We start from the raw sequence: 22362 nt of genomic DNA, 5'->3' as shown, positions 1-22362 counted from the left end.
GTGACAATCTTTTAAAAGATTCCTTCACTTTGTTCGGAATGACATTAAATACTTTTCAATAATTCTTTAAAAAGCAAAATCATATTAGGTTCTGCTTTCGAGGCATGCGCAATTATATCGTCGATATTTACGGGTTCTAAGTTATCTGGGTCGCATTCATCTGTTAAAACTGACACGGCAGCCACTTTTAAATTTAAATGATTAGCAACAATTACTTCTGGAACCGTACTCATACCAACGGCATCGGCACCAATAATTTTTAGCATGCGGTATTCGGCGCGGGTTTCTAGTTGCGGCCCAACAACACTAGCGTAAACTCCTTTGTGAAGTGTAATGTTATTTTTCGAGGCTATTTTTTTAAACGTTGTATTAATTTTGGCGTCGTAAGGTGCGCTCATGTCTGCAAAGCGCTCTCCAAGTTCGGAAACGCCTTTAAAGGCTAATGGTGAGCTCCCTTGAAGGTTAATGTGATCGTCGATGAGCATTAATTCACCTTTTTTAAAGTTTAAATTAATGGCTCCAGCCGCATTTGAAACTAGCAGCGTTTTAATACCTAGTTTTTCCATAATGCGCACCGGAAAAGTGACATCTTGTAAGGTGTAGCCTTCGTAAATATGAAAACGGCCTTGCATAACCACAACCTTTTTATCTTCAATATTACCGTAAACAAGTTTACCTTTATGAAACTCTACAGTGGCTGTCGGAAAGTTAGGAATATGGTTATAGCTTACTTGGGCAATTATTTCTATTTCATTAATTAATTGCCCTAAACCTGTGCCTAAAATAATCCCAATTTCGGGGCTATCGAAACCTTTATCTTTTAAATAATCAACGGTTTCTTCTATAAATTTAATCATGTAATTGTTGTATTTTTTCTTGTAATAGTTTGTTGTTTTTGTAAAAATGCGATGCAATTAAATCATCGTAAGTATCAATATCATTTAGGGTTTCTAAAGTACTAAAAGAATTGTTGTTTCGGGTTAATTCGTTTAGTGTTTCTTTTAAAAGCGAAGGTTGGCTCCATGGTTTGTTTTTAAAAATTTCAGGAATAAGTTTAGATAATCCAACGAGGTAATATCCGCCATCTTGAGCAGGACCAAATACAGCATCGTTGGTTTTTAAAGCTTCAAAACCTTGGATGATGTGTGTTTTGGAAATGTCTGGTAAATCCGAGCCAATTAGAATGATACGATTATAACCCGCTTTAAAGCCTTCTTTAAAAGCGTTTAACATACGTTCGCCTAAGTCTTTTCCGTTTTGAATGGTTTTAAAATGATTGCTCCAAGTGTTTTCATCAACAGAGTTTGAGAAATAAATACGCTTATCGCAATTTACTGTATTTACTACTTGCTCTGTAATTTTTAATAGTTGATTGTATACCTCGAAAGCGGCTAAATCGCCAATAGTTTTAGCGAGTCGGGTTTTTACGGTTCCTAAGGTTTTGTTTTTTACGAAAACAATTAAAAGCGTATTAGTCATAAATTTTGTTTCCTTTTTTTAGCCATTTACTCCACGATCTGGAAAATACGTGCACGTTTTCGGTAGGTTCGTTGTTTTGGTTGTAAACGGTAAAGTTGTTGTTTTTCCATTCAAAAATACCACCAAATAAGTTGAAAACATTCGTGTATCCTGCTTTTTTTAACTGTTTAGCAATGTTGTTTGAGCGTATGCCTAAACTGCAATAAACTACAATGGTTTGCTGTTTGTTTTTAAGTTTTTCTGAAATTTCTTGTATGCTGAAGTTATCATATCCAACGTGAATGGCATCTTGAATATGGCTTGTTTCAAATTCTATTTTTTCGCGAGCATCCAGAAGTGTTGCTTTGGTTTTTGGCATTGCTAATTCGTGCACGGATATATACGGAACCGATTTGTTATTATGATTTTTTAATAATTCCGACAGTGTTTCTTGTGAAAATAAGATTCCAGAGAATAGTAATGTTATGTATAAAAATTTCTTTTTCATTTCAAGAATGCCAGTTTTCGTTTGTACTATGCTACAGTACCTTGGCAACTGCTTCCAGCACCTGCGGTACAACCATAACAATGCTGGGAAATAACAATGTTTCTGCCTTCTAAAAGTGTTTCGTTGTATTCCGAAATGTGTTTTACTTTACTGTTTACAGGTAATTGTAGCATTTGATTAAAATCGCAATCGTACAAATAACCATCCCAACTTACAGAAATGGTATTGGTACACATTACGTTGGATACGGCAGCAGGATTGTAAGCATCAACAAGGGCATGCATATAATCTTCGTAATTTTCTGAAGCTATTAAATAATCTAAAAACCGACTAATTGGCAAATTGGTAATGGCAAATAAATTATGAAATCGAATGCCGAAATCGTCTATTAAAGCCTTCTTAAAATCTTGTTCCATGGATGCTTGGTTGCCTGGTAAAAATGCTCCCGAAGGATTATAAACCAAGTCTAACCGTAAATTACTATCTGGCATGCCGTAGCCAATGGCGTTGAGTTCTTGTAACGCTTTAATAGATTTATCGAAAACGCCATTACCACGTTGTTTATCTGTTTTTCCGCGAGTCCAATGCGGCATAGAACTTACGACGTGTACGTTGTGTTTTTTGAAAAACTCTGGTAAATCGTAATATTGTTTGTTAGCTCTAATAATTGTTAGGTTAGAGCGCACGATAAAATCTTTTATACCTGCTTTGGCAGCTTCTTCTACAAACCAACGAAAATTAGGATTCATTTCGGGAGCGCCACCGGTTAAATCGAGTGTATGCGCACCTGTGTTTTTAATAACTTCAAGGCACTGTTGCATGGTTTCGCGAGTCATAATTTCCTTTCGGTCAGGGCCAGCATCTACGTGGCAGTGGGCGCAAACTTGATTGCACATGTAGCCTACGTTTATTTGAAGAATTTCAAGTTTTTTAGCTTTTAAAGGAAACTGATTGGTTTCGGCAATTTTTTTAGCAAAGGTTGGTAGTTCGCCATCTTGAAAGATACCGTTTGATAGAATTTCAAGTTGCTTTTTACTATTTGCTAAGTCGCTTTCGCGTTTTTTTAGGGACTTTGTTGCCATTGTTGTTTATTGCTAAATGTATAGTTATTAGGTTAAAATAGGTTTGCGTTAGGGATTGTAGTGGAAAGCCCACAGCGACACCGCTAGGTGAGAGCGAGGACTTGTAGCGTAAAGCCCGACCCTTGTGGTAACGCCCAAATATTAACCGTCTAACTTATTAACTTTATTCATCATTTGTACACCGTGCACTAGCGTTGCGCCACTTTTTATTGCGGCGCCAACGTGTATGGCTTCCATCATTTCTTCTTTAGTAACACCGCGTTGTAAGCCGTCTTTTGTGTAGGCATCGATGCAGTAAGGGCATTGCTCGGTGTGAGCTACAGCTAGGGCAATTAAACTTTTTTCGCGAGCGGTTAAGGCGCCTTCTTCGAACACTTTGCCGTAGTAATCGAAAAATTTGTTCCCAAGTTCTTCGCTCCATTCGGTGATTTTACTGAATTTTCTTAAATCGGCAGGGTCGTAATAGTTTTTAGACATGTATGTTGTTTTTTATTAAAGATAGAAATGTATATGAAAATTGGTCGTTCTCTTTGGGAATTCTTAACAAAAAAAGGTTCAAGTTTAAGCCCGAACCTTTGTTTTTATGTTATTTAAAAGTTTAATCTCTTAAAACGCTTCTTGAAATTACAATTTTTTGAATTTCGCTTGTGCCTTCGTAAATCTGCGTTATTTTGGCATCGCGCATTAAGCGTTCTACGTGGTATTCTTTTACAAAACCATTGCCACCGTGAATTTGTACGGCTTCAACGGTGTGTTTCATGGCGACATCGGAAGCTTTTAATTTTGCCATAGCACTCGATGTGTCGTAATTTGCGCCTTGGTCTTTATCGAAAGCCGCTTTCATGACCAACATTCTAGCTGCTTCAATATCGGTGTACATATCGGCGAGTTTAAAGGCAATGGCTTGGTGGTTTGAAATTTCGGTGCCAAAGGCTTTACGCTCTTTGCTGTATTTTAAGGCTAATTCGTAAGCGCCAGATGCAATTCCTAAGGCTTGTGCGGCAATACCAATGCGCCCGCCAGAAAGGGTTTTCATGGCAAATTTAAAACCAAAGCCATCATCGGCAATTCTGTTTTCTTTTGGCACTTTTACATCGTTAAATTGTAGGGTATGCGTATCGCTTCCGCGGATACCTAGCTTGTCTTCTTTTGGACCAACATGGAAACCTTCCATATCTTTTTCAACAATAAAAACATTAATACCTTTGTGGCCTTTGTCTCTGTCGGTTTGCGCAATAACGAGGTAAATATCGGCTCTTCCGCCATTAGTTATCCAGTTTTTGGTGCCGTTTAAAAGGTAATGGTCGCCTTTGTCTATTGCGGTTGTTTTTTGTGACGTGGCGTCGCTACCAGCTTCGGGTTCGCTTAAACAGAAAGCGCCAACAAACTCGCCGGTAGCTAATTTTGTTAAGTATTTTTGTTTTTGTTCTTCAGATCCATAGGCTTCTAAGCCATAGCAAACTAAGGAGTTGTTTACCGAAACAATTACAGATGCTGAAGCGTCGATTTTCGATAATTCTTCCATAATAAGAACATAAGAAATGGTATCCATACCACTGCCGCCATATTTAGGATCGACCATAATGCCTAAAAAACCAAGATCTCCCATTTTTTTTACTAATTCTTTGGGGAAATGTTGTTTTTCGTCACGTTCTATAACGCCTGGAAGTAATTCGGTTTGCGCAAAATCGCGTGCGGCGTCGCGAATCATTTTATGTTCTTCGGTAAGTTCAAAATTCATTTTTCGTAATAATTTGTTTAGTTTAGTTCGGTTTTTTTTCAAATATAGCTTTTTGATGTGAATTTTTCAATAACGATGTTGTTTTTGCAAAACGGTAATTTTAAAGAGAGTTTTAAAAATAAAATTGAAGAATCTTTGGTTAAAGTTTAGTTTTTTGATTTTTTTTGAGAATATTTAGACAAAATAATTCGAATGAAAAATGTATTTCACGTTGTTGGTGTTATGTCGGGCACATCGCTTGACGGTATAGATTTGGTTTATGTGAAATTTGAAAATAAGCACCAGTTGCAATTCGAAATTTTAAATGCTGAAACTGTTTCCTATCCTAAAAAGTGGTATGACATTTTAAAGGGTTTAATTGAAAAAGATATAGATACCCTTAAAACAGTTGATGAAGATTACACCACATTTTTAGCCGAAATTATTAATCAATTTATAGCGAAGCATTATTTAAAAGATATTGATGCTGTTTGCTCTCATGGGCATACGGCATTGCATCAGCCAGAGCAAAATTTAACTTATCAAATTGGTAATTTACCCAAACTAGCAACACTAATTAACCAAAAAGTAGTTTGCGATTTTAGAGTACAAGATGTGGCTTTTGGCGGACAAGGTGCTCCTTTAGTGCCTATTGGTGATAAGTTGTTGTTTAGTGATTACGATTATTGCATAAACTTGGGTGGTTTTGCAAATATTTCAACCGAAATTAGTAATGCGCGTATTGCTTACGATATTTGTCCGGTAAACATAGTGTTAAATCATTATGTAAAACCATTAGGTTTTAGCTATGATGATGGTGGAGAAATTGCAAAATCGGGTGATGTAAATCAGGAATTACTCGCAGAACTAAATCAATTACCTTTTTACAGTAAGTCGTACCCCAAATCGTTAGGATTAGAATGGGTAAACAAAACTGTTTTTCCAATAATTGATGCTTATAAACTTGAAACTACAAATGTTTTACGAACTTTTGTGGAGCATATCGTAGTTCAATTAGCCGCAGAAATCAATAAAAAAAATAACGCTAATGTTTTAGTAACTGGCGGTGGTGCGTATAATTCCTTTTTAATGAAAGCCTTAAAAACCAAAACAAACAATAAAATTGTTATTCCCAAGCCTTCGGTTGTCGAGTTTAAAGAAGCGCTTATTTTTGGGTTGCTTGGTGTGCTAAAACTCACAAAACAAGTAAATTGCTTAAAAAGTGTAACTGGCGCTAGTAAAAATCATAGCTCTGGCAAAATTTATCTTCCTTAAAAATAACACAAAATTAATCTTTAAGGGTTTTAGTTTTTTATATTTGTTACCATACAAAATACGATTTATTATGACTCTGCTTTAGCTACGATTTATCTATCCTCAAATATCCCGAAATAATAAAATAGCTTAAATCAAGTCATATTATAAAAATGAAAGCATTACTTAAAAAGTACGAAAATAAAGAACCTGAAATCGTTTTTAACTGGAAAGACGCCGAAACCGAAGCTGAAGGCTGGGTGGTAATAAACTCCCTTCGTGGCGGTGCTGCTGGCGGAGGCACACGTATGCGTTTAGGGTTAGATGTTAACGAAGTTTTATCGTTAGCTAAAACCATGGAAATTAAATTTACCGTGTCTGGTCCTGCTATTGGTGGCGCCAAGTCGGGCATTAATTTTAATCCGCTCGATCCAAGAAAAAAAGGTGTTTTAGAGCGTTGGTATAAAGCCGTTTCGCCTTTGTTGAAAAGTTATTACGGTACTGGTGGCGATTTAAATGTAGATGAAATTCACGAAGTTATCCCAATTACCGAAGAAAGTGGTGTTTGGCACCCGCAAGAAGGTGTTTTTAACGGCCATTTTAGACCAACTGAAGCCGATAAAATTAATCGCATTGGGCAATTGCGACACGGTGTTATAAAAGTTATTGAAAATCCAAAGTATTCTCCAAATGTGGCTAGAAAATATACAGTTGCCGATATGATTACAGGATTTGGTGTAGCCGAAGCCGTAAAACAATACTATAATATTTATGGTGCCACTATTAAAGGTAAACGCGCCGTTGTACAAGGTTTTGGTAATGTAGGCGCCGCTGCGGCTTTTTATTTATCTCAAATGGGAGCGAAAGTAGTGGGTGTAATTGATGTTGTAGGAGGCGTAATTAATGAAGAAGGATTTTCGTTTGAAGAAATTACCGAACTATTTTTAAATAAAACAGGAAATACATTAAATGCTGAAAATTTAATACCTTTTAATGAAATTAATGAGAAAATTTGGGAAATAAATACCGAAATTTTTGCACCTTGTGCGGCATCTCGATTAATTACAAAAAATCAAATAGATACAATGATAAATAGTGGGTTAGAAGTGGTTTCTTGCGGGGCAAATGTGCCTTTTGCCGATAAAGAAATTTTCTTTGGTCCTATTATGGAATATACCGATGATCGTGTAAGTTTAATTCCCGATTTTATTTCAAACTGCGGTATGGCTAGAGTTTTTGCTTACTTTATGGAGCGTAAAGTACAAATGACCGACGAAGCCATTTTTAGCGATACATCAAATGTTATAAAAACAGCTTTACAGAATATTCACAATAAAAATAAATTACAAACAAAAATTAGTGCAACAGCTTTCGAAATAGCACTAAACCAACTCATTTAAATAATTTTCTCATGTTAAAATATTTTTTAGGAAGTAGTCCAAAGTGGTTTAAGTTAACCATGATTAGTTTTTTAATTTTCAATGTATTTTCGTTTTATGTTTTGGGTAAAACGGTAACCTCTTGGTTATTCATTGCCGAGTTTATATTTACTTTGGCAATGGCGTTAAAATGTTATCCGTTGCAATCGGGTGGTTTATTAGCTATCGAGGTTATTGCACTAGGGTTAACATCACCGCATAATGCTTACCATGAAGTGGACCAAAACCTTGAAGTTGTGCTGCTTTTAGTGTTTATGGTGGCTGGTATTTACTTTATGAAACCGTTGTTAATGTTTATTTTTAGTAAAGTATTTACTAAAATTAAATCGAAATTAGTGCTATCACTTTTATTTGTGTTTTTATCGGCTATACTTTCAGCATTTTTAGATGCTTTAACTGTTACAGCCGTTTTAATTAGCGTAGCGGTTGGTTTTTATGCAGTTTATCATAAAATACATTCTGGAGAATCGGATTTTGATAAAAGTGGAGTAAAAGATAAAAAAGAGTTGAGCGGCGAAACCTTAGAGCAATTCCGTAGTTTTTTACGTAGTTTAATAATGCATGGTGTTGTTGGTACAGCCCTAGGAGGTGTGTGTACGCTTGTTGGCGAACCGCAAAACTTACTGATTGGTGAACGTATGGGATGGGATTTTATTCAGTTTTTCCTTCAAATGGCTCCAATAACAATCCCGGTGTTATTTGCAGGTTTGTTAACCACCGTAGTTTTAGAGCTTACAGGAACCTTTGGGTTTGGAGCAAAATTACCTCCAGTAGTTGGAGATATTATTGAAAATTATACGAATGAGCAAGACGCTAATAGATCAGATAAACAAAAATATGCATTAATAGTTCAAGGGGTTGCGGCAGTATTGTTAATTATTGGTTTAGCCTTACACATTGCGCCAGTTGGTTTTATTGGTTTGGCTTTAATTATTTTCCAAACTGCATTTATTGGTATTATCGACGAGCATCAATTAGGACACGCTTTCGAGGAAGCTTTACCGTTTACAGGATTATTAGTGGTATTCTTTGTAATTGTGGCCATGATTCACGATCAGCATTTGTTTAGTCCAATAATTCACTGGGCTTTAGAGCAAGATCCAGCATCGCAACCAGGTTTATTTTACATTGCTAACGGCGTATTATCGGCAATTAGCGATAACGTATTTGTAGCTACCGTGTATATTGGCGAAGTACAAGAAGCCTTTAAAAGTGGCGCTATAGATAGAGAACATTTCGAGAAGTTAGCCATTGCAATTAACACAGGTACCAACTTACCTAGTGTAGCAACGCCAAATGGTCAAGCAGCATTTTTATTTTTATTAACGTCGGCTTTAGCGCCATTAATTAACTTATCGTATGGTAAGATGGTAAAAATGGCTTTACCTTATACTATTGTTTTAGGCGGATTAGGATATTTAATGGTAAAATTTGTTCTAGTATAATTTTATTAATAATTTTCCGTTACCAAATTAAGTAAATTATAACCTATGTTTATACAAGAAGTTCAAGACGGTGCAGAAGCACTAACTGATGGGGAATCGGTAGAAAAAACGCTCTCCATTATAGAATTAATAAGTAGTGGCGGTGTTGGTGGCCAAATAATTATTGCCATTTTGTTTTTACTTTTAGTAGCGGCCATTTATATTTATTTTGAACGCATTTTTGCTATTAAAGCAGCTTCAAATGTTGATGCTAACTTTATGAATCAAATAAAAGATCATGTAAGTAATGGTAAAATAGATGCCGCTCAAATGCTTTGTGCCCAAGTAAATTCGCCAGTATCACGTTTAATTGCCAAAGGTATTTCTAGAATAGGGAAGCCCTTAGCTGATATTAATACAGCTATTGAAAATGCGGGGCGATTAGAAATTTACGGACTAGAAAAAAACGTAAGTATTTTGGCAACAATTTCTGGAGCAGCACCTATGATTGGGTTTTTAGGAACAGTAACTGGTATGATTCTTGCTATTTTCGAACTGGCTAATGCTGGTGGTACCATTGAAATGGATGTGCTTGCTGGTGGTTTATATACCGCCATGACAACTACGGTTGCAGGTTTAATTGTTGGTATTGTGGCTTATATGGCATACAACCATTTGGTTGTTAGAACCGATAAGGTGGTTTATCAAATGGAAGCAAATTCCTTAGAGTTTTTAGACTTGTTAAACGAACCAACATAGTATGAATTTTAGAAGTAGAAATAAAGTAACACCAGAATTCAATATGTCGTCTATGACAGATATTGTATTCCTGTTACTTATCTTTTTTATGATTGCTTCAACCTTGGTTACCACAAATGCTATCGATATTATTTTGCCAAAAGCTAGTGGTAAAACCGAAAATAAACGCTCAGTTTCAGTAAGCATAAAAAAAGATTTAACATACTATATAGATCAAAAACGTGTTGGTGAAAGCGTTCTTGAAAATCAGTTATTAGCTGCATTATCTAGTCAAGAACAACCAACCATTGTATTAAGAGCCGAAAAATCGGTGCCCGTTGAAAATGTGGTTAAGGTGATGGATATTGCCAATCGAAATAAATTCAAAGTCATTTTAGCCGTACAACCTAAATAATTAGGAGTTTTCTACCAATAATTATGAAGTACTTAAACACAAAACACGAACGTAATTCTGCAAAGTTAACAGCTTTAATTACTGTTATTTTGTTGTTATTATTGTTTGTTGTTGGTACTACTTATGAAGATCCGCCAGAAGAATACGGTGTAGCTGTAAATTTCGGGACAAGTAATTTTGGTAGTGGTAAGGTTCAGCCCAAAGCACCTATAAAATCGGTTCCTAAAGAAATTAATGAACCACCCCAACCCGATGTTTCAAAGTCTGAACCATCCGCAGCGCCTTCCGAAGTTAAAGAAAATGTTTTAACGGCAGATAATGCTGAAGAAATTGCCATAAAAAAGCAAAAGGAAGCTCAAGCTAAGGCTAAAGCAGAAGCAGAGGCCAAAGCAAAAGCTGAAGCAGAACGAATTGCTAAAGAAAAGCGTGAGCAAGAAGAAAAAAGGAAAAAACTTGATGCTTTAATTGGTGGTGTTAGCAAGTCTGAAGGAACCAGTTCGGGTAGTGAAGGCGACGATAACAAAGTTGGTGATAAAGGTCAGTTAGATGGCGATCCGTATGCGCCTAGTTACTTTGGCGGACAAGGAACTGGAAGTGGTGGCGTTGGTTATGGTTTAAACGGACGCGGACGAGCCACATTTAAAACACAAAGACAAGATTGTAATGAATCGGGTAGAGTTGTGGTTAAAATTGTTGTTAACCAAAACGGGAATGTTATTTCGGCCGAACCAGGTGTAAAAGGAACTACAAATACGGCATCTTGTTTGTTAGAGCCAGCAAAAAAAATAGCGTTATCTCATAAATGGCCATCCGATTCTAAAGCACCTGTGAAACAAATTGGCTTTGTTACTGTAAACTTCAAATTAGGCCAGTAATTACATGACATATCAAGAAACCCTAAATTGGATGTTTGCGCAATTGCCAATGTATCAAAAACAGGGTAAAACGGCTTTTAAAAAAGACTTAACCAATACCGTAAATTTAGCACAATATTTAAATAATCCAGAAAGAAGATTTAAATCTATTCATGTAGCCGGAACTAACGGCAAAGGTTCTACAAGCCATATGATAGCTTCTATTTTACAGGAAGCTGGCTATAAAGTAGGTTTGTATACGTCACCGCATTTAAAAGATTTTCGAGAGCGTATTAAGATTAATGGACAAGTTGTTAGCAAGCAATTTGTAATGAGGTTTATAAAACGAAATAAGCCTTTTTTCGAAGCTAATAATCTTTCGTTTTTTGAAATGACAGTTGGTATGGCGTTCGATTATTTTGCCAAACAAAAAGTTGATATTGCTGTGGTTGAGGTTGGTATGGGAGGCCGATTAGATTCAACCAATATTATAACGCCAGAAGTTTCGGTAATTACTAATATAGGACTCGATCATACGCAGTTTTTAGGAGATACGCTTGAAGAAATAGCACACGAAAAAGGCGGTATTATAAAACCAAATATACCTGTTGTAATTGGTGAAACACAACATGAAACAACAGCGGTTTTTAAAGCATTATCAGAACAAAACAACGCAGCAATAACATTTGCTGACTCATCGGTTGTTGAATTTTATGAGTCGGATTTAAAAGGAAGCTATCAAGAAAAAAATAAAAAAACAGTTGTAAGTACTGTAAATGCATTGCAAGACTTGGGGTATTCTATTTCTAAAAATAATATTAAGTCAGGTTTTTTAAATACCGTTAAAAACACGGGGTTATTGGGGCGTTGGCAAATATTACAAAATACACCTAAGGTAGTTTGCGATACGGGTCATAATAAAGAAGGTTTAACTTATGTGATGAATCAGTTAAAAAATGAATCATATAACACACTTCATATTGTATTTGGAGTTGTAAATGATAAGGATTTAGATTCTATTTTGCATTTATTACCTAAAGAAGCGACCTATTATTTCTGTAAACCTGAAATTTCTCGTGGTTTAGATGAAAAAATTTTACAAGAGCGGTTTAAAATAGAAAGGTTGTATGGTAAATCGTATAATTCTGTAAATGAAGCGTATATATCTGCTTTAAATGAGGCTTCAGATGAAGATTTGGTGTTTGTTGGTGGTAGTACTTTTGTTGTAGCTGAAATAATTTAAAATTTTCTTGAAAAAGTTTTTGCAGATCGAAAAACTCGCTTATATTTGCATCCGCAATCAGGAACAATGATTGTTAAAACATAAGGGCGCGTAGCTCAGTTGGTTCAGAGCACTTGGTTTACACCCAAGGGGTCAGGGGTTCGAATCCCTTCGCGCCCACAGAAAGCTTCCAGAAATGGGAGCTTTTTTTGTGTTTTTATTTTTCTTCTATTTTATAAGTTATCCTGTTTTATTAATTTCGTATAAACTCTCGAACAATGACTAGTAGCCATATTAAAGATTTGTACAAAATAATTTTTCAATCTTACGCTAAGCCTTCCTTAGAAAGTCATATTGAAAAAATTATAGAACTTGATCCTTATTTGCCTTATAATTCTACTTTTTTTTGCATTACAAATACTCAAAAGCTTTCGTTTGAGTACGTGAGTAAAAACCTAAAGGCTTGTTTAGGGCTCGATGTAGAAGCTCTAAAATCTGGAGGTATGAATATGTTTTGGAAACGCATGCATCCCAACGATTTAGAACAATGGTTAAATGCGCTAAATGGTTTAATGGAGTTTACTTTAAATGAAATAGATGATGCGAGTAGGAGTAAGATGAGTTATACTTGGAATTACCGATTAAAAAATGGAAATAACGAGTATGTAAATATTATACAAAATACAACGCCACTTGAGTTTGATGCTAATAATAAACCTATAATTGGTTTGGCGCATTATACCGTTTTAAGTGGAGAAATAAATATGGAGGTTTGCGCTTCGGCAAAAATGTTAAATGAAAATAACGAGTACGAAACGAAGTATTTTAGTAACTTTTCAAATAAATTATTAGCTAACGGTGTAAGTAATCGAGAGCGTGATGTTATTAGATTGCTAATGTTGAAATATACAAGTAAACAAATAGCCGAAAAACTTAGTATAAGCCATAATACGGTCGATACGCACCGAAGAAATATTATGAAAAAACTCAATGTGTCGTCAACTGGAGAACTAATAGGAATGTTAAAAGGAAATAAATATTTTATATAAAAGGTAAGAAATACTCAAATTGAGTATTGTAATACTATTGATATTAACAGATATTTGTAGAGCTATTAATTAGTTCTTAGGGAGAATTTTTAAGGTGCCTGTTTAGTTTTTATAATTAAACAGGCATTAGCTTTTTTATAAAAGTTCTAAAACACGCTCTAAAGCCATGCCTCTTGAGCCCTTAATTAGTATAGTTGAAGATTGTAAGGTACTAATGTTGAATTGCGATTTAAAATTATTAAAAGTTTTAAATTGTTGTGATTTTGTTTGAGTTTTATAAAAGTTTTCTCCAATTAATATTACAGTATCAATACTTAATGAGGTTGCTAAATTGGCAATGTTTTGATGTTCTATTTCAGCTTCATTGCCTAATTCAAACATATCGCCTAAAATAGCTAGTTTTAATCCGTTTTGTTTTTCAAAATTTAATAGAGCCGCCTGCATGCTACTTGGGTTTGCATTATAGGCATCTAAAATTATTTTATGTTGCCCTTTTTGAATAATTTGAGACCGGTTATTTGTTGGGACATAGTTTTCTATGGCTTGTTTGGTGTCTTCAATTGAAACTTTAAAGTATTGGCCAATGGCTATGGCCGCTGCAATATTATTGAAATTATAATCGCCAATTAATTGACTGTTAATTTTAATACCTTTTAATAAACAACTCACAAAAGGGTTAGCTCCAATAAATTCTATGTTTAAATAGGTTGTTTTATTACCAAATGAGATTGTATTCGCGGTTTTAGTTTTTTCAACTTGTATCGTATCATTGGCATTAACAAATACAGTTTTATTATTATCTATTAAGTAATCATACATTTCGCTTTTTCCTTTTATAACGCCTTCAACACCACCAAAACCTTCTAAATGAGCTTTACCAAAATTGGTTATATAGCCATAGTCTGGCTGCGCTATTTGGCATAAAAATGCTATTTCTTTTTGGTGATTTGCGCCCATTTCTACAATACCTATTTCGGTGGTTTTTGTCATAGATAATAGTGTAAGTGGCACACCAATATGGTTGTTTAAATTACCAATGGTAGCTGTGGTACGGTATTTTTGTTTTAGTACCGTGTTTATTAGTTCTTTGGTTGTGGTTTTGCCGTTGCTTCCTGTTAAGGCTATAATTGGAGTTTTTAAATAATTACGGTGGTAAGTAGCTAGTGCTTGTAGTGTTTTTAACGTGTTTTCAACTAAAATGCATGCACTCGAAGTGTTGTATTCTGGATCGTCTATAATTGCGTATTTAGCGCCTAAACTTAAAGCTTTGTTGGCATAAGTATTGCCATTAAAATTATCGCCAGTTAGAGCAAAAAACATATCGTTTTGGCTTATTTTACGCGTGTCGGTATTTGCAGAATTACAGGTTAAAAATAATTCGTGAAGTTTAGCTATGTTCAAGTTTATGTGTCTTTTTGTTTAATTAAATGTATAAAAAAAGTCCTAACTAATGGTTAGGACTTTAAATTTATTATAAACTAAAATTTAGTTTTTTGTTTTGTTTTTGTTTTTGCTTTTAGAGCCTACACGAGACATAGCACATCTAAATCCAATATAATCGGTAGCCATATCTTGTGGGAAGAAACGGCGTTGAGCAGGATCTAACCAATATTCTCTATCTTTCCAAGAACCACCTTTGTAAACTCTAACTTCGTCGTTAATTAAAGATGTACGCCCATTGGCTTTGTCATTTTCTCTAATTAACTCACCGTTTTCAATTCGAGTGTTGTGTTTAGGAGCATTATACATTTCGCTGGTTTTGCCTTCATCTTCAAAATTACTAAATTCTCTAGAAGAACGTCTGTCACCATCTCTAAAGTTAATTTCATCACTTTTATCGAAGTTGGTTCGTAAGTACGTTTCGTTTTCATCAATAGGAACTTGTAAGATTTCACCAGGTAAGTTTCTAGCAATAACTTTTCCGTTTGATAATGTATCGTAAACAATATCATCGGTTGTGATTACTTTTACCGACCCGTCTTCGTTTAACGCATTTTTAGTATATACGTTACCACGATAGTAGTTAAAGTCGTTAAATTCGTCGTCAACAATAGGTCTGTAAACATCGGCAACCCATTCGGCTACGTTACCAGCCATATCGTATAACCCAAAATCGTTTGGAGCGTACGATTTAACGGCGTTTGTAATGTCGGCCCCATCGTCAGACCAACCTGCAATACCACCGTAATCACCTTTGCCTTGTTTAAAGTTTGCCATTTGGTCACCACGTATTTTGCGTTTTCCAGAGCGTGTATATTGTCCGTCCCATGGGTATTTTTTACGTCCGCGGTACATGTTGTAACTTCTTAATTCACTTAATCCTAAAGCAGCGTATTCCCACTCGGTTTCGGTTGGTAGTCTGTATTTTGGAGCAAATAAACCAGTTTCGCGTGTGGCATAAATGTTAGATTCGTTTCCATCTACATCGGTACGCACATAGCGTTTGTTTTTACCCTCAAAATTTGTAATTTCTTCATTACCACCGTAAGATTCGGTAGGCGCATTAATATAGGTATCTGTACTAAACGTTTGGTCTGAACTAACATCGGTAACTTTGGCATCACGCTTTAAAAATCCAGCTTTTTCTAAGTTGTATTCATTAACGCGATCTGAACGCCAGTTAGCGAATTCAACAGCTTGAATCCAGCTTACACCAACTACTGGATATTCACCATAACCAGGGTGACGTAAGTAGTTTTCTGTCATTACTTCGTTAAAACCTAAGCGGTTTCTCCAAACTAATGTATCTGGTAAGGCACCTTCGTAAATGGCTTTAAAGTGATCTTCAGATGGCGGGTAAACACGTTTAATCCAATCTAAGTACTCCATGTACATAGCGTTGGTAACTTCGGTTTCATCCATATAGAAAGACTGAACGTGTTGCTGATTAGGACTATTGTTCCAGTCGTGCATTACGTCGTCTTGCACTTGACCTTTTGTAAATGTTCCACCTTCAATAAACACTAAACCAGGAGCGGTTTCTTGTTCTTTAAAATCGGAATTGTATTGAAAACCTCCCTTTTTATCGTTAATAGCCCACCCAGTTGCGCGCGAACTATTTTTAGAGCTGGAAGATTTTTTACAACTCGTTGCGAATATAGCAAGTGCTAAAACTGCTATAATCTTGAATGCCATTACTTTTTTCATATCCATACGTTTAAGTAAGCTAATAATATTTTTGGTGCTGCAATATAGTAATTTAACCTAACAAAGCAAGCTATTTTGTGCATTTTATCCAAAAAATCATGTATTTCACCTTGTTTTTTATACCGTACAACGATGTTTTTCTTGTTTTTTGTCGTTGTTTTGTGTTGTATAAACGACTGTTTTACTAATTTATTATTGTATTTTTGAACTTGTTTAAAAATTGTTACAAATTTAATACTAACATGTTGCTAAACGCGTTTATTTAGTAATGAAAAAAAGATTTTTTTTAATACTGCTTTTTTTTACGGCAGTACTTTATAGCCAACAAAAAAAGTATACTATAGCTTGGAGTGATTACAAATCGCTTAGTGGCGATAGTTTTACAATTCAAGTGCCTAGATTCAATGATGCTAATTTTTCATTTAATTTTAACGATGGTTTATGGTTTGTAGATCAATGGGAAAGCACCGGTTTAATTAATGAAACGTCTGTTGTAGTTAATAATATTGTGTATGCTTCAATTTCGAAAAATGAACTAAAAAATCTGGATGAAAGTTTAATTCCGAACGAAGTAAAATTTACACTTAAAAATACAACCGCAAGAACAAAACAGTTTACCTATTTTCAAATTTCGCCTATAATTAAAGATAAGAGCGGAAACTTTAAAAAAATCATATCATTTCAATTAAATTACAGTTTTGGAAATACTGCAAGATTAAATTCAGGCAAAAGCTTTAATAATTTTAAAGGTATAAACAATTCGGTTTTACGATCGGGCGAATGGTATAAGTTTTATGTGGATACCACTGGGGTTTTTAAATTATCAAAATCTTTTTTGCAGCGTTTAGGTGTTAACGTAAACACTGTAGATCCAAGAACCATAAAACTTTATGGTTATGGTGGTAGCATGATCCCTTATGCGAATAATGTTGAATACCCAACCGATGTGCCCGAAAACGCTATAAAAATTATAGGTGAAGATGATGGTAATTTTGATAATGATGATTATATTTTATTTTATGCGCAAGGTCCTAAAGGTTTTAACGCCGAAAGCCAAACCCATATTAATTGTTATACCAATAAAACATATTATTATATAAATGTAAGTTCGGGCAATGGAAAGCGTATTACAACAATGGCACAACCATCTGGAACACCAAATCTTATTATAAATACATTTGATGATTATCAATATCACGAAAACGATGATTATAATTTAGTATCGCTAGGACGCCGATGGTTTGGAGATAAATTTGATGTTGAAACAACCAAAACTTTCGAATTTAATTTTCCCGATTTAGTAACAACCTCGCCAGTAAATGTATCGGTTAAAGTAGCTTCAACCGCATTAAGCAATAGTAGTATGGGGGTAAGTGTAAATGGAAATTCTGTAGCAAGTTTATCGCTTACCGAAATAGCTTCACCTACATTAGCTACAGGAGCATCCTATACAGGTGATGTTTCTGTAAATAATGCAAATATTTCGGTGCAATTAAATTACGATAAAGCAGGTAACCCGAGTGCAGTTTCTTATCTAGACTATATTGCCATTAAAGCAAAACGTAGTTTAAATTTTCACGGCGACCAATTTCAGTTTGAAAATAGCGAGGTTGTTACAAACTCAGGAATAGGAGAGTACACCATAACCAATGCCTCACAACTTTCAGAGGTTTGGGATGTTACTAATATATACGATGTAACAGGAGTTAATAATCTCGAAAATAGCTCAGAGTTTAGCTTTTTATCTGCCTTAGGAAGCTTAAAAACGTTTGTAGCCGTAGCACCTCAAGATTATTTTGAGCCTAAAATGGACTCCGAAACGCGAGTAATCAATCAAGATTTAAAGGGAACCGTTTTTAATAATGCTTCAGGTACATTTCAAGATATCGATTATATTATTGTAGCTCCATTAAATATGTTAAGTCAGGCACAGCGCTTGGCGAACATAAATGAATTACAATATGGTTTGCATGTTAAGGTGGTAACATTAAACGAAATTTATAATGAATTTAGCACCGGAAATCCCGATGTTGGTGCCATTAGAAATTTTGTAAAATATGTATATAATAATGCAAGTTCAGCTAATAATAGATTGAAATATTTGTGTTTGTTTGGCGATGGCTCGTACGATTATAAAAACAGAGTTGCAAACAACACCAATATAGTTCCATCGTGGCATGCTTATAATAGTTTTAGTTTAACAAATTCCTTTATTTCTGATGATTTTTACGGGTTAATGGATGATAATGAAGGTACTTTGGCAACTAGCGATAAATTAGATATTGCGGTTGGCCGTATACTTGCTGATACGCCGCAACGTGCCGTAGAGTTGGTTGATAAAATTGAATCCTATTACAATAAAGCATCTTTAGGAAGTTGGCGTAATAATTTTGTGGTAATTTCCGATGATGTCGATCAAGATTGGGAAGGATTATTGCAAGAAACAACCGATAATGTTGGGAATTTGGTAAGCAACGAAAAGCCTTTTATTAACGTAACTAAAATTCATTCTGATGCTTTTAAACAGGAAACTTCGGCAGGAGGTGAGCGCTACCCCGATGTAGCCACGGCAATCTCAAATGCCATCGATAATGGTGCTTTGGTTGTTAATTATTTTGGGCATGGTGGCGAAAACGGACTTTCAGAAGAACAAATCTATTTAAAAACAGATATTAACAATCTTAGAAACTTAAATAAATTAAATTGTTTTGTTACAGTTACTTGCGAATTTTCAAGGTTCGATAATCCACTTCGTGAAACTGCAGGCGAGTTTACCTATTGGAATAAAGATGCTGGAGCCATTGGTTTAATCACCACGACGCGTCAAATTTTCGTAAATTTTGCCATTAATTTTAATAACACTTTAGGGCAATATTTGTTTTCGTATAGCGATAACGATAATTATGCCGATCATGAATATCCATCAATGGCAGAAGCTTTGCGATTGGCAAAAAGCGATCCGTCGGTATCTAGTGCCAGTCAAAAACGACTCATATTTTTTATTGGCGATCCAGCTATGAAATTGGCTTTTCCTAAGCCAAATATTAGGCTAACAAAAATTAACGATGTACCAATTACACAAGCAACCGATACCTTAAAGGCATTAAGTTATGTAAAACTTGCTGGCGAAGTCACCGATTTATCAGGAAATATAATGTCCGATTATAATGGAGCCTTAGCTACAACTATTTTCGATAAGGATATTGAACGACAAACTTTGGCAAATGACGGAACTCAATTAAATGGAGAGTTAGTAAAACTCGATTTTACAACCCTTGGCGAAATTATTTTTAGAGGACAAGCTGCCGTTACTAATGGGCAATTTGAATTCGATTTTATTGTGCCCAAAGATGTTGGTATTCCTGTTGGATATGGTAAGGTGAGTTTTTATGCCAATAATGAAGCTTTAACCGAAAATCAAACCGGAGCAAGTATAAACACCGTACAAATTGGTGGTTTAAACGAAAATGCGCCCGAAGACAATACGGGGCCATTAATTACTTTGTTTATGAATGATGAAAGTTTTATTTCTGGAGGCATAACCAACGAAAGTCCTACGTTGTTAGTAAAACTTGAAGATTTAAACGGTATTAATACTGCAAGTGGCGTTGGGCACGATATAAAAGCAGTTTTAGATGGCGATGAAACCAATCCGTATATATTAAATAGTTATTACCAAACCGAAGTAAACGATTATACCAAAGGCGATATTGCTTATTTGTTTCGCGATTTAGAACCAGGTTTACATACTTTAACCATTACCGCTTGGGATGTTTATAATAACTCATCAACAGCCGAAATTCAATTTATTGTATTCGACGAGAACGAACAGTTGGTCGTAAATAACGTGCTAAACTATCCTAATCCGTTTGTAAATTATACAGAATTTTGGTTTAATCACAATAGTTCACAGGCTTTAGACGTTTCTATACAAATATTTACCGTTTCGGGTAAACTGGTGCGCACATTAAATGGGCAAACTACCAGTGCCTTGTCCAGAGATATTGTTTGGGATGGTCGAGACGATTTTGGCGATAAAATTGGTAAAGGTGTGTATATTTACAAATTAAAAGTGCATTCCAACCTTTTAAATAAAACAGTTGAAAAAATTGAAAAACTTGTTATACTCTAATAAAAACATATATTTGTTAACTAAACCTACATTTATGAAAAATCATATACTACTTTTCTTAGCGTTTGTTTTGCTTTTAAATACGCAAAGTTTTGCTCAAGAAACAACACAAATAGTGCCAAACGAAAACGATAGCCGTGTTATTACTACAGGTATTCCGTTTTTACTCATTACTTCCGATGCACGTGCAGCTGGATTAGCAGATATGGGTGTGGCAACAAGTGTAGATGCCTTTTCACAACAATGGAATTCTTCAAAATATGCCTTTTCCGAAACGCAATCTGGTATTGGTGTTAGTTATACGCCTTACTTAAGTAAATTGGTAAACGATATTTTTTTAGGAAGCCTTACATATTACAACAGACTTGATGAGCGTAGTGCTTTTGCAGCTAGTTTAAGATATTTTTCTTTAGGTGAAATTGAATTTGTTAATGGTCCAGACGATACACCAAGGCAGCAAAAACCAAATGAGTTGTCTTTAGATGCTTCGTATGCTTTGCGTTTATCCGATCAGTTCGCAATGTCTGTAGCTATGCGTTACTTACGTTCCGATTTACGTATCCAAGGTATTGGAGGCGATATAAGTGCGGCAAATACGTTTGGTGTCGATATTTCGGGATATTATCAAGGTGAGGAAGAAGCATACAATAGTTATAATGGCCGTTGGCGTGGTGGTTTCGCTATTCAAAATATTGGCCCTAAGTTTAAATACGATGAAGGCGGTCAAGAAAACTTTCAACCTACCACATTACGCTTAGGTGGTGGTTTCGATTTTATTTTCGACGACTACAACAAAATAGCTGTTACCGCAGAGGTTACTAAATTATTAGTGCCAACGCCACCAAAATACGGAACAGAGTATGTGTTTGAAGATTTAAATGGGAACGGAACTTACGAAGAAGAAGATGATAATTTAATTAGCGAAACAGAAAATGTTATTTACCAAGGTAAATCAAACGATGTAAGTTTTCTATCGGGTATGTTTCAATCTTTTGGTGATGCACCAGGTGGTTTTAGCGAAGAGTTAAACGAGTTTACCTGGGCGTTAAGTGCCGAGTATCAATACCAAGATTCTTTTGCGTTTAGAGCAGGTTATTTTAACGAAGCTGAAGATAAAGGAGCGCGTAAATTTTTAGCATTAGGTGCTGGCTTTAAAGCGAGTATTATAAATATCGATTTGTCTTATTTATTCTCGGCATCAAAAGTACAAAGTCCTTTAGAAGGTACGTTGCGTTTTTCGCTAAGTTTCAATATTGGCGAAGGTGCTTATGTAGAGTATTAGTATAAATCAACATAAAAATTAATAAAAACTATTGTCTATGGCAGTAGTTTTTTTATTTAAACAAGATTATAAGTACATTTGAGTATGAAGGAACTATCAATTGAATCTAAATTATATGTATTCGATAATTTAGAAGCACTTCCAGAGCAAGTCTATAACTTAATGTTACAGGCCTTCGAAGCTAGAAAAAAAGCTTATGCACCGTACTCTCAATTTCAAGTTGGTGCTGCTTTACTGTTAGATAATGGTGAAATTATTCTAGGAAACAATCAAGAAAACGCCTCTTATCCATCGGGTTTATGTGCCGAACGTACTGCTATTTATTATGCAGGTGCGCAATTTCCAGAAGCAAAAATGCTTCAAATGGCTATTTCTGCAGGCTCTTTAAAAAAAGAAACTACCGAGCCTATTCCGCCTTGTGGAGCTTGTAGGCAAGCTATTGCCGAATACGAAATTAAGCAAGAATCGCCTATCGAAATATATTTTATGGGGCATTCGGGTAAGGTCGTAAAATCACATTCTTTAGAAAATTTATTGCCTTTAATGTTTAATAAAGAGGCATTATAAAAAATTGAAGCAAAAAATTACGATTTTCGGTTTTTTCATTAATAACTAAAGTGTTACTTTTGTTACCCGCT

The 22362-nt window shown here is 35.1% G+C and carries 19 protein-coding genes and 1 tRNA gene; 12 read left to right on the top strand and 8 right to left on the bottom strand.

Going from position 1 to position 22362, the window contains the following annotated elements:
• Positions 1-44 precede the first annotated feature (44 nt).
• The 6 genes from PK35_RS14225 to PK35_RS14200 form a co-directional block, all read right to left on the bottom strand.
• Positions 45-857: a purine-nucleoside phosphorylase gene (locus tag PK35_RS14225; protein ID WP_044627233.1), complete on the bottom strand. Its 813-nt coding sequence runs from the start codon at positions 855-857 to the stop codon at positions 45-47.
• On the bottom strand, positions 850-1479 hold the full coding sequence (locus PK35_RS14220; RefSeq protein ID WP_044627232.1) for a TIGR04282 family arsenosugar biosynthesis glycosyltransferase: 630 nt from the start codon (positions 1477-1479) through the stop codon (positions 850-852). The genes PK35_RS14225 and PK35_RS14220 overlap by 8 nt, the downstream gene beginning before the upstream one ends.
• Complete coding sequence (locus tag PK35_RS14215) at positions 1472-1966, bottom strand: rhodanese-like domain-containing protein (protein WP_044627231.1); 495 nt, start codon at positions 1964-1966, stop codon at positions 1472-1474. Before PK35_RS14215 ends, PK35_RS14220 begins: the two co-directional genes overlap by 8 nt.
• A gap of 26 nt (positions 1967-1992) precedes the next feature.
• Entirely contained in the window at positions 1993-3048 is a 1056-nt protein-coding gene (arsS, locus tag PK35_RS14210; RefSeq protein ID WP_044627230.1) for an arsenosugar biosynthesis radical SAM (seleno)protein ArsS, read from the bottom strand.
• Between the two features lie 141 nt (positions 3049-3189).
• Complete coding sequence (locus PK35_RS14205) at positions 3190-3525, bottom strand: arsenosugar biosynthesis-associated peroxidase-like protein (RefSeq protein WP_044627229.1); 336 nt, start codon at positions 3523-3525, stop codon at positions 3190-3192.
• A 121-nt stretch (positions 3526-3646) separates the two neighbouring features.
• The gene (locus tag PK35_RS14200) at positions 3647-4789 is read right to left on the bottom strand and encodes an acyl-CoA dehydrogenase (protein WP_044627300.1); all 1143 of its coding nucleotides are present in this window, start codon (positions 4787-4789) and stop codon (positions 3647-3649) included.
• Positions 4790-4981: 192 nt separating this feature from the next.
• Here PK35_RS14200 and PK35_RS14195 point away from each other — a divergent pair, with 192 nt between their 5' ends.
• From PK35_RS14195 to PK35_RS14155, 9 genes are all read left to right on the top strand, one after another.
• The gene (locus PK35_RS14195) at positions 4982-6043 is read left to right on the top strand and encodes an anhydro-N-acetylmuramic acid kinase (protein WP_044627228.1); all 1062 of its coding nucleotides are present in this window, start codon (positions 4982-4984) and stop codon (positions 6041-6043) included.
• A gap of 152 nt (positions 6044-6195) precedes the next feature.
• The gene (locus PK35_RS14190) at positions 6196-7422 is read left to right on the top strand and encodes a Glu/Leu/Phe/Val dehydrogenase dimerization domain-containing protein (RefSeq protein ID WP_044627227.1); all 1227 of its coding nucleotides are present in this window, start codon (positions 6196-6198) and stop codon (positions 7420-7422) included.
• Between the two features lie 11 nt (positions 7423-7433).
• Entirely contained in the window at positions 7434-8906 is a 1473-nt protein-coding gene (nhaB, locus tag PK35_RS14185; protein WP_044627226.1) for a sodium/proton antiporter NhaB, read from the top strand.
• A 45-nt stretch (positions 8907-8951) separates the two neighbouring features.
• On the top strand, positions 8952-9644 hold the full coding sequence (locus PK35_RS14180; RefSeq protein ID WP_044627225.1) for a MotA/TolQ/ExbB proton channel family protein: 693 nt from the start codon (positions 8952-8954) through the stop codon (positions 9642-9644).
• 1 nt (position 9645) lies between these two features.
• Positions 9646-10038, top strand: a complete 393-nt coding sequence (locus PK35_RS14175; RefSeq protein WP_044627224.1) for an ExbD/TolR family protein — start codon at positions 9646-9648, stop codon at positions 10036-10038.
• Between the two features lie 23 nt (positions 10039-10061).
• Complete coding sequence (locus tag PK35_RS14170) at positions 10062-10913, top strand: energy transducer TonB (RefSeq protein WP_044627223.1); 852 nt, start codon at positions 10062-10064, stop codon at positions 10911-10913.
• Between the two features lie 4 nt (positions 10914-10917).
• Positions 10918-12135, top strand: a complete 1218-nt coding sequence (locus tag PK35_RS14165; RefSeq protein WP_044627222.1) for a bifunctional folylpolyglutamate synthase/dihydrofolate synthase — start codon at positions 10918-10920, stop codon at positions 12133-12135.
• An 84-nt stretch (positions 12136-12219) separates the two neighbouring features.
• Positions 12220-12294, top strand: a tRNA-Val gene (locus PK35_RS14160).
• Between the two features lie 98 nt (positions 12295-12392).
• Entirely contained in the window at positions 12393-13163 is a 771-nt protein-coding gene (locus tag PK35_RS14155) for a LuxR C-terminal-related transcriptional regulator (RefSeq protein ID WP_044627221.1), read from the top strand.
• Between the two features lie 135 nt (positions 13164-13298).
• Here PK35_RS14155 and PK35_RS14150 read toward each other — a convergent pair whose 3' ends face one another.
• Positions 13299-14564: a UDP-N-acetylmuramoyl-tripeptide--D-alanyl-D-alanine ligase gene (locus PK35_RS14150; protein ID WP_044627220.1), complete on the bottom strand. Its 1266-nt coding sequence runs from the start codon at positions 14562-14564 to the stop codon at positions 13299-13301.
• A gap of 84 nt (positions 14565-14648) precedes the next feature.
• Entirely contained in the window at positions 14649-16316 is a 1668-nt protein-coding gene (gene gldJ, locus PK35_RS14145; RefSeq protein ID WP_202903835.1) for a gliding motility lipoprotein GldJ, read from the bottom strand.
• 262 nt (positions 16317-16578) lie between these two features.
• Between gldJ and porU the strand changes: the two genes are divergently transcribed.
• The 3 genes from porU to cdd all read left to right on the top strand — a co-directional run bounded on the left by porU (position 16579) and on the right by cdd (position 22291).
• Positions 16579-20442, top strand: a complete 3864-nt coding sequence (porU, locus tag PK35_RS14140; protein ID WP_044627219.1) for a type IX secretion system sortase PorU — start codon at positions 16579-16581, stop codon at positions 20440-20442.
• 34 nt (positions 20443-20476) lie between these two features.
• Entirely contained in the window at positions 20477-21724 is a 1248-nt protein-coding gene (porV, locus tag PK35_RS14135) for a type IX secretion system outer membrane channel protein PorV (protein WP_044627298.1), read from the top strand.
• 84 nt (positions 21725-21808) lie between these two features.
• The gene (gene cdd / locus PK35_RS14130) at positions 21809-22291 is read left to right on the top strand and encodes a cytidine deaminase (RefSeq protein ID WP_044627218.1); all 483 of its coding nucleotides are present in this window, start codon (positions 21809-21811) and stop codon (positions 22289-22291) included.
• The last annotated feature ends 71 nt before the right edge of the window (positions 22292-22362 follow it).

Origin of the sequence: Neotamlana nanhaiensis, assembly GCF_000943555.1 — a bacterium.
GTDB lineage: Bacteria > Bacteroidota > Bacteroidia > Flavobacteriales > Flavobacteriaceae > Neotamlana > Neotamlana nanhaiensis.
The sequence above is the reverse complement of the archived record's forward strand: the minus strand, read 5'-3'. Positions and strand labels throughout refer to the sequence as shown.

Bases quoted from the DNA above. Each gene is read 5' to 3' on its own strand.
- porV (WP_044627298.1), top strand. From the start codon at position 20,477: ATGAAAAATCATATACTACTTTTCTTAGCGTTTGTTTTGCTTTTAAAT.
- PK35_RS14165 (WP_044627222.1), top strand. From the start codon at position 10,918: ATGACATATCAAGAAACCCTAAATTGGATGTTTGCGCAATTGCCAATG.
- porU (WP_044627219.1), top strand. From the start codon at position 16,579: ATGAAAAAAAGATTTTTTTTAATACTGCTTTTTTTTACGGCAGTACTT.
- gldJ (WP_202903835.1), bottom strand. From the start codon at position 16,316: ATGGATATGAAAAAAGTAATGGCATTCAAGATTATAGCAGTTTTAGCA.
- PK35_RS14200 (WP_044627300.1), bottom strand. From the start codon at position 4,789: ATGAATTTTGAACTTACCGAAGAACATAAAATGATTCGCGACGCCGCA.
- PK35_RS14190 (WP_044627227.1), top strand. From the start codon at position 6,196: ATGAAAGCATTACTTAAAAAGTACGAAAATAAAGAACCTGAAATCGTT.
- PK35_RS14225 (WP_044627233.1), bottom strand. From the start codon at position 857: ATGATTAAATTTATAGAAGAAACCGTTGATTATTTAAAAGATAAAGGT.
- nhaB (WP_044627226.1), top strand. From the start codon at position 7,434: ATGTTAAAATATTTTTTAGGAAGTAGTCCAAAGTGGTTTAAGTTAACC.
- PK35_RS14195 (WP_044627228.1), top strand. From the start codon at position 4,982: ATGAAAAATGTATTTCACGTTGTTGGTGTTATGTCGGGCACATCGCTT.
- cdd (WP_044627218.1), top strand. From the start codon at position 21,809: ATGAAGGAACTATCAATTGAATCTAAATTATATGTATTCGATAATTTA.
- PK35_RS14205 (WP_044627229.1), bottom strand. From the start codon at position 3,525: ATGTCTAAAAACTATTACGACCCTGCCGATTTAAGAAAATTCAGTAAA.
- PK35_RS14215 (WP_044627231.1), bottom strand. From the start codon at position 1,966: ATGAAAAAGAAATTTTTATACATAACATTACTATTCTCTGGAATCTTA.
- arsS (WP_044627230.1), bottom strand. From the start codon at position 3,048: ATGGCAACAAAGTCCCTAAAAAAACGCGAAAGCGACTTAGCAAATAGT.
- PK35_RS14175 (WP_044627224.1), top strand. From the start codon at position 9,646: ATGAATTTTAGAAGTAGAAATAAAGTAACACCAGAATTCAATATGTCG.
- PK35_RS14170 (WP_044627223.1), top strand. From the start codon at position 10,062: ATGAAGTACTTAAACACAAAACACGAACGTAATTCTGCAAAGTTAACA.
- PK35_RS14220 (WP_044627232.1), bottom strand. From the start codon at position 1,479: ATGACTAATACGCTTTTAATTGTTTTCGTAAAAAACAAAACCTTAGGA.
- PK35_RS14155 (WP_044627221.1), top strand. From the start codon at position 12,393: ATGACTAGTAGCCATATTAAAGATTTGTACAAAATAATTTTTCAATCT.
- PK35_RS14180 (WP_044627225.1), top strand. From the start codon at position 8,952: ATGTTTATACAAGAAGTTCAAGACGGTGCAGAAGCACTAACTGATGGG.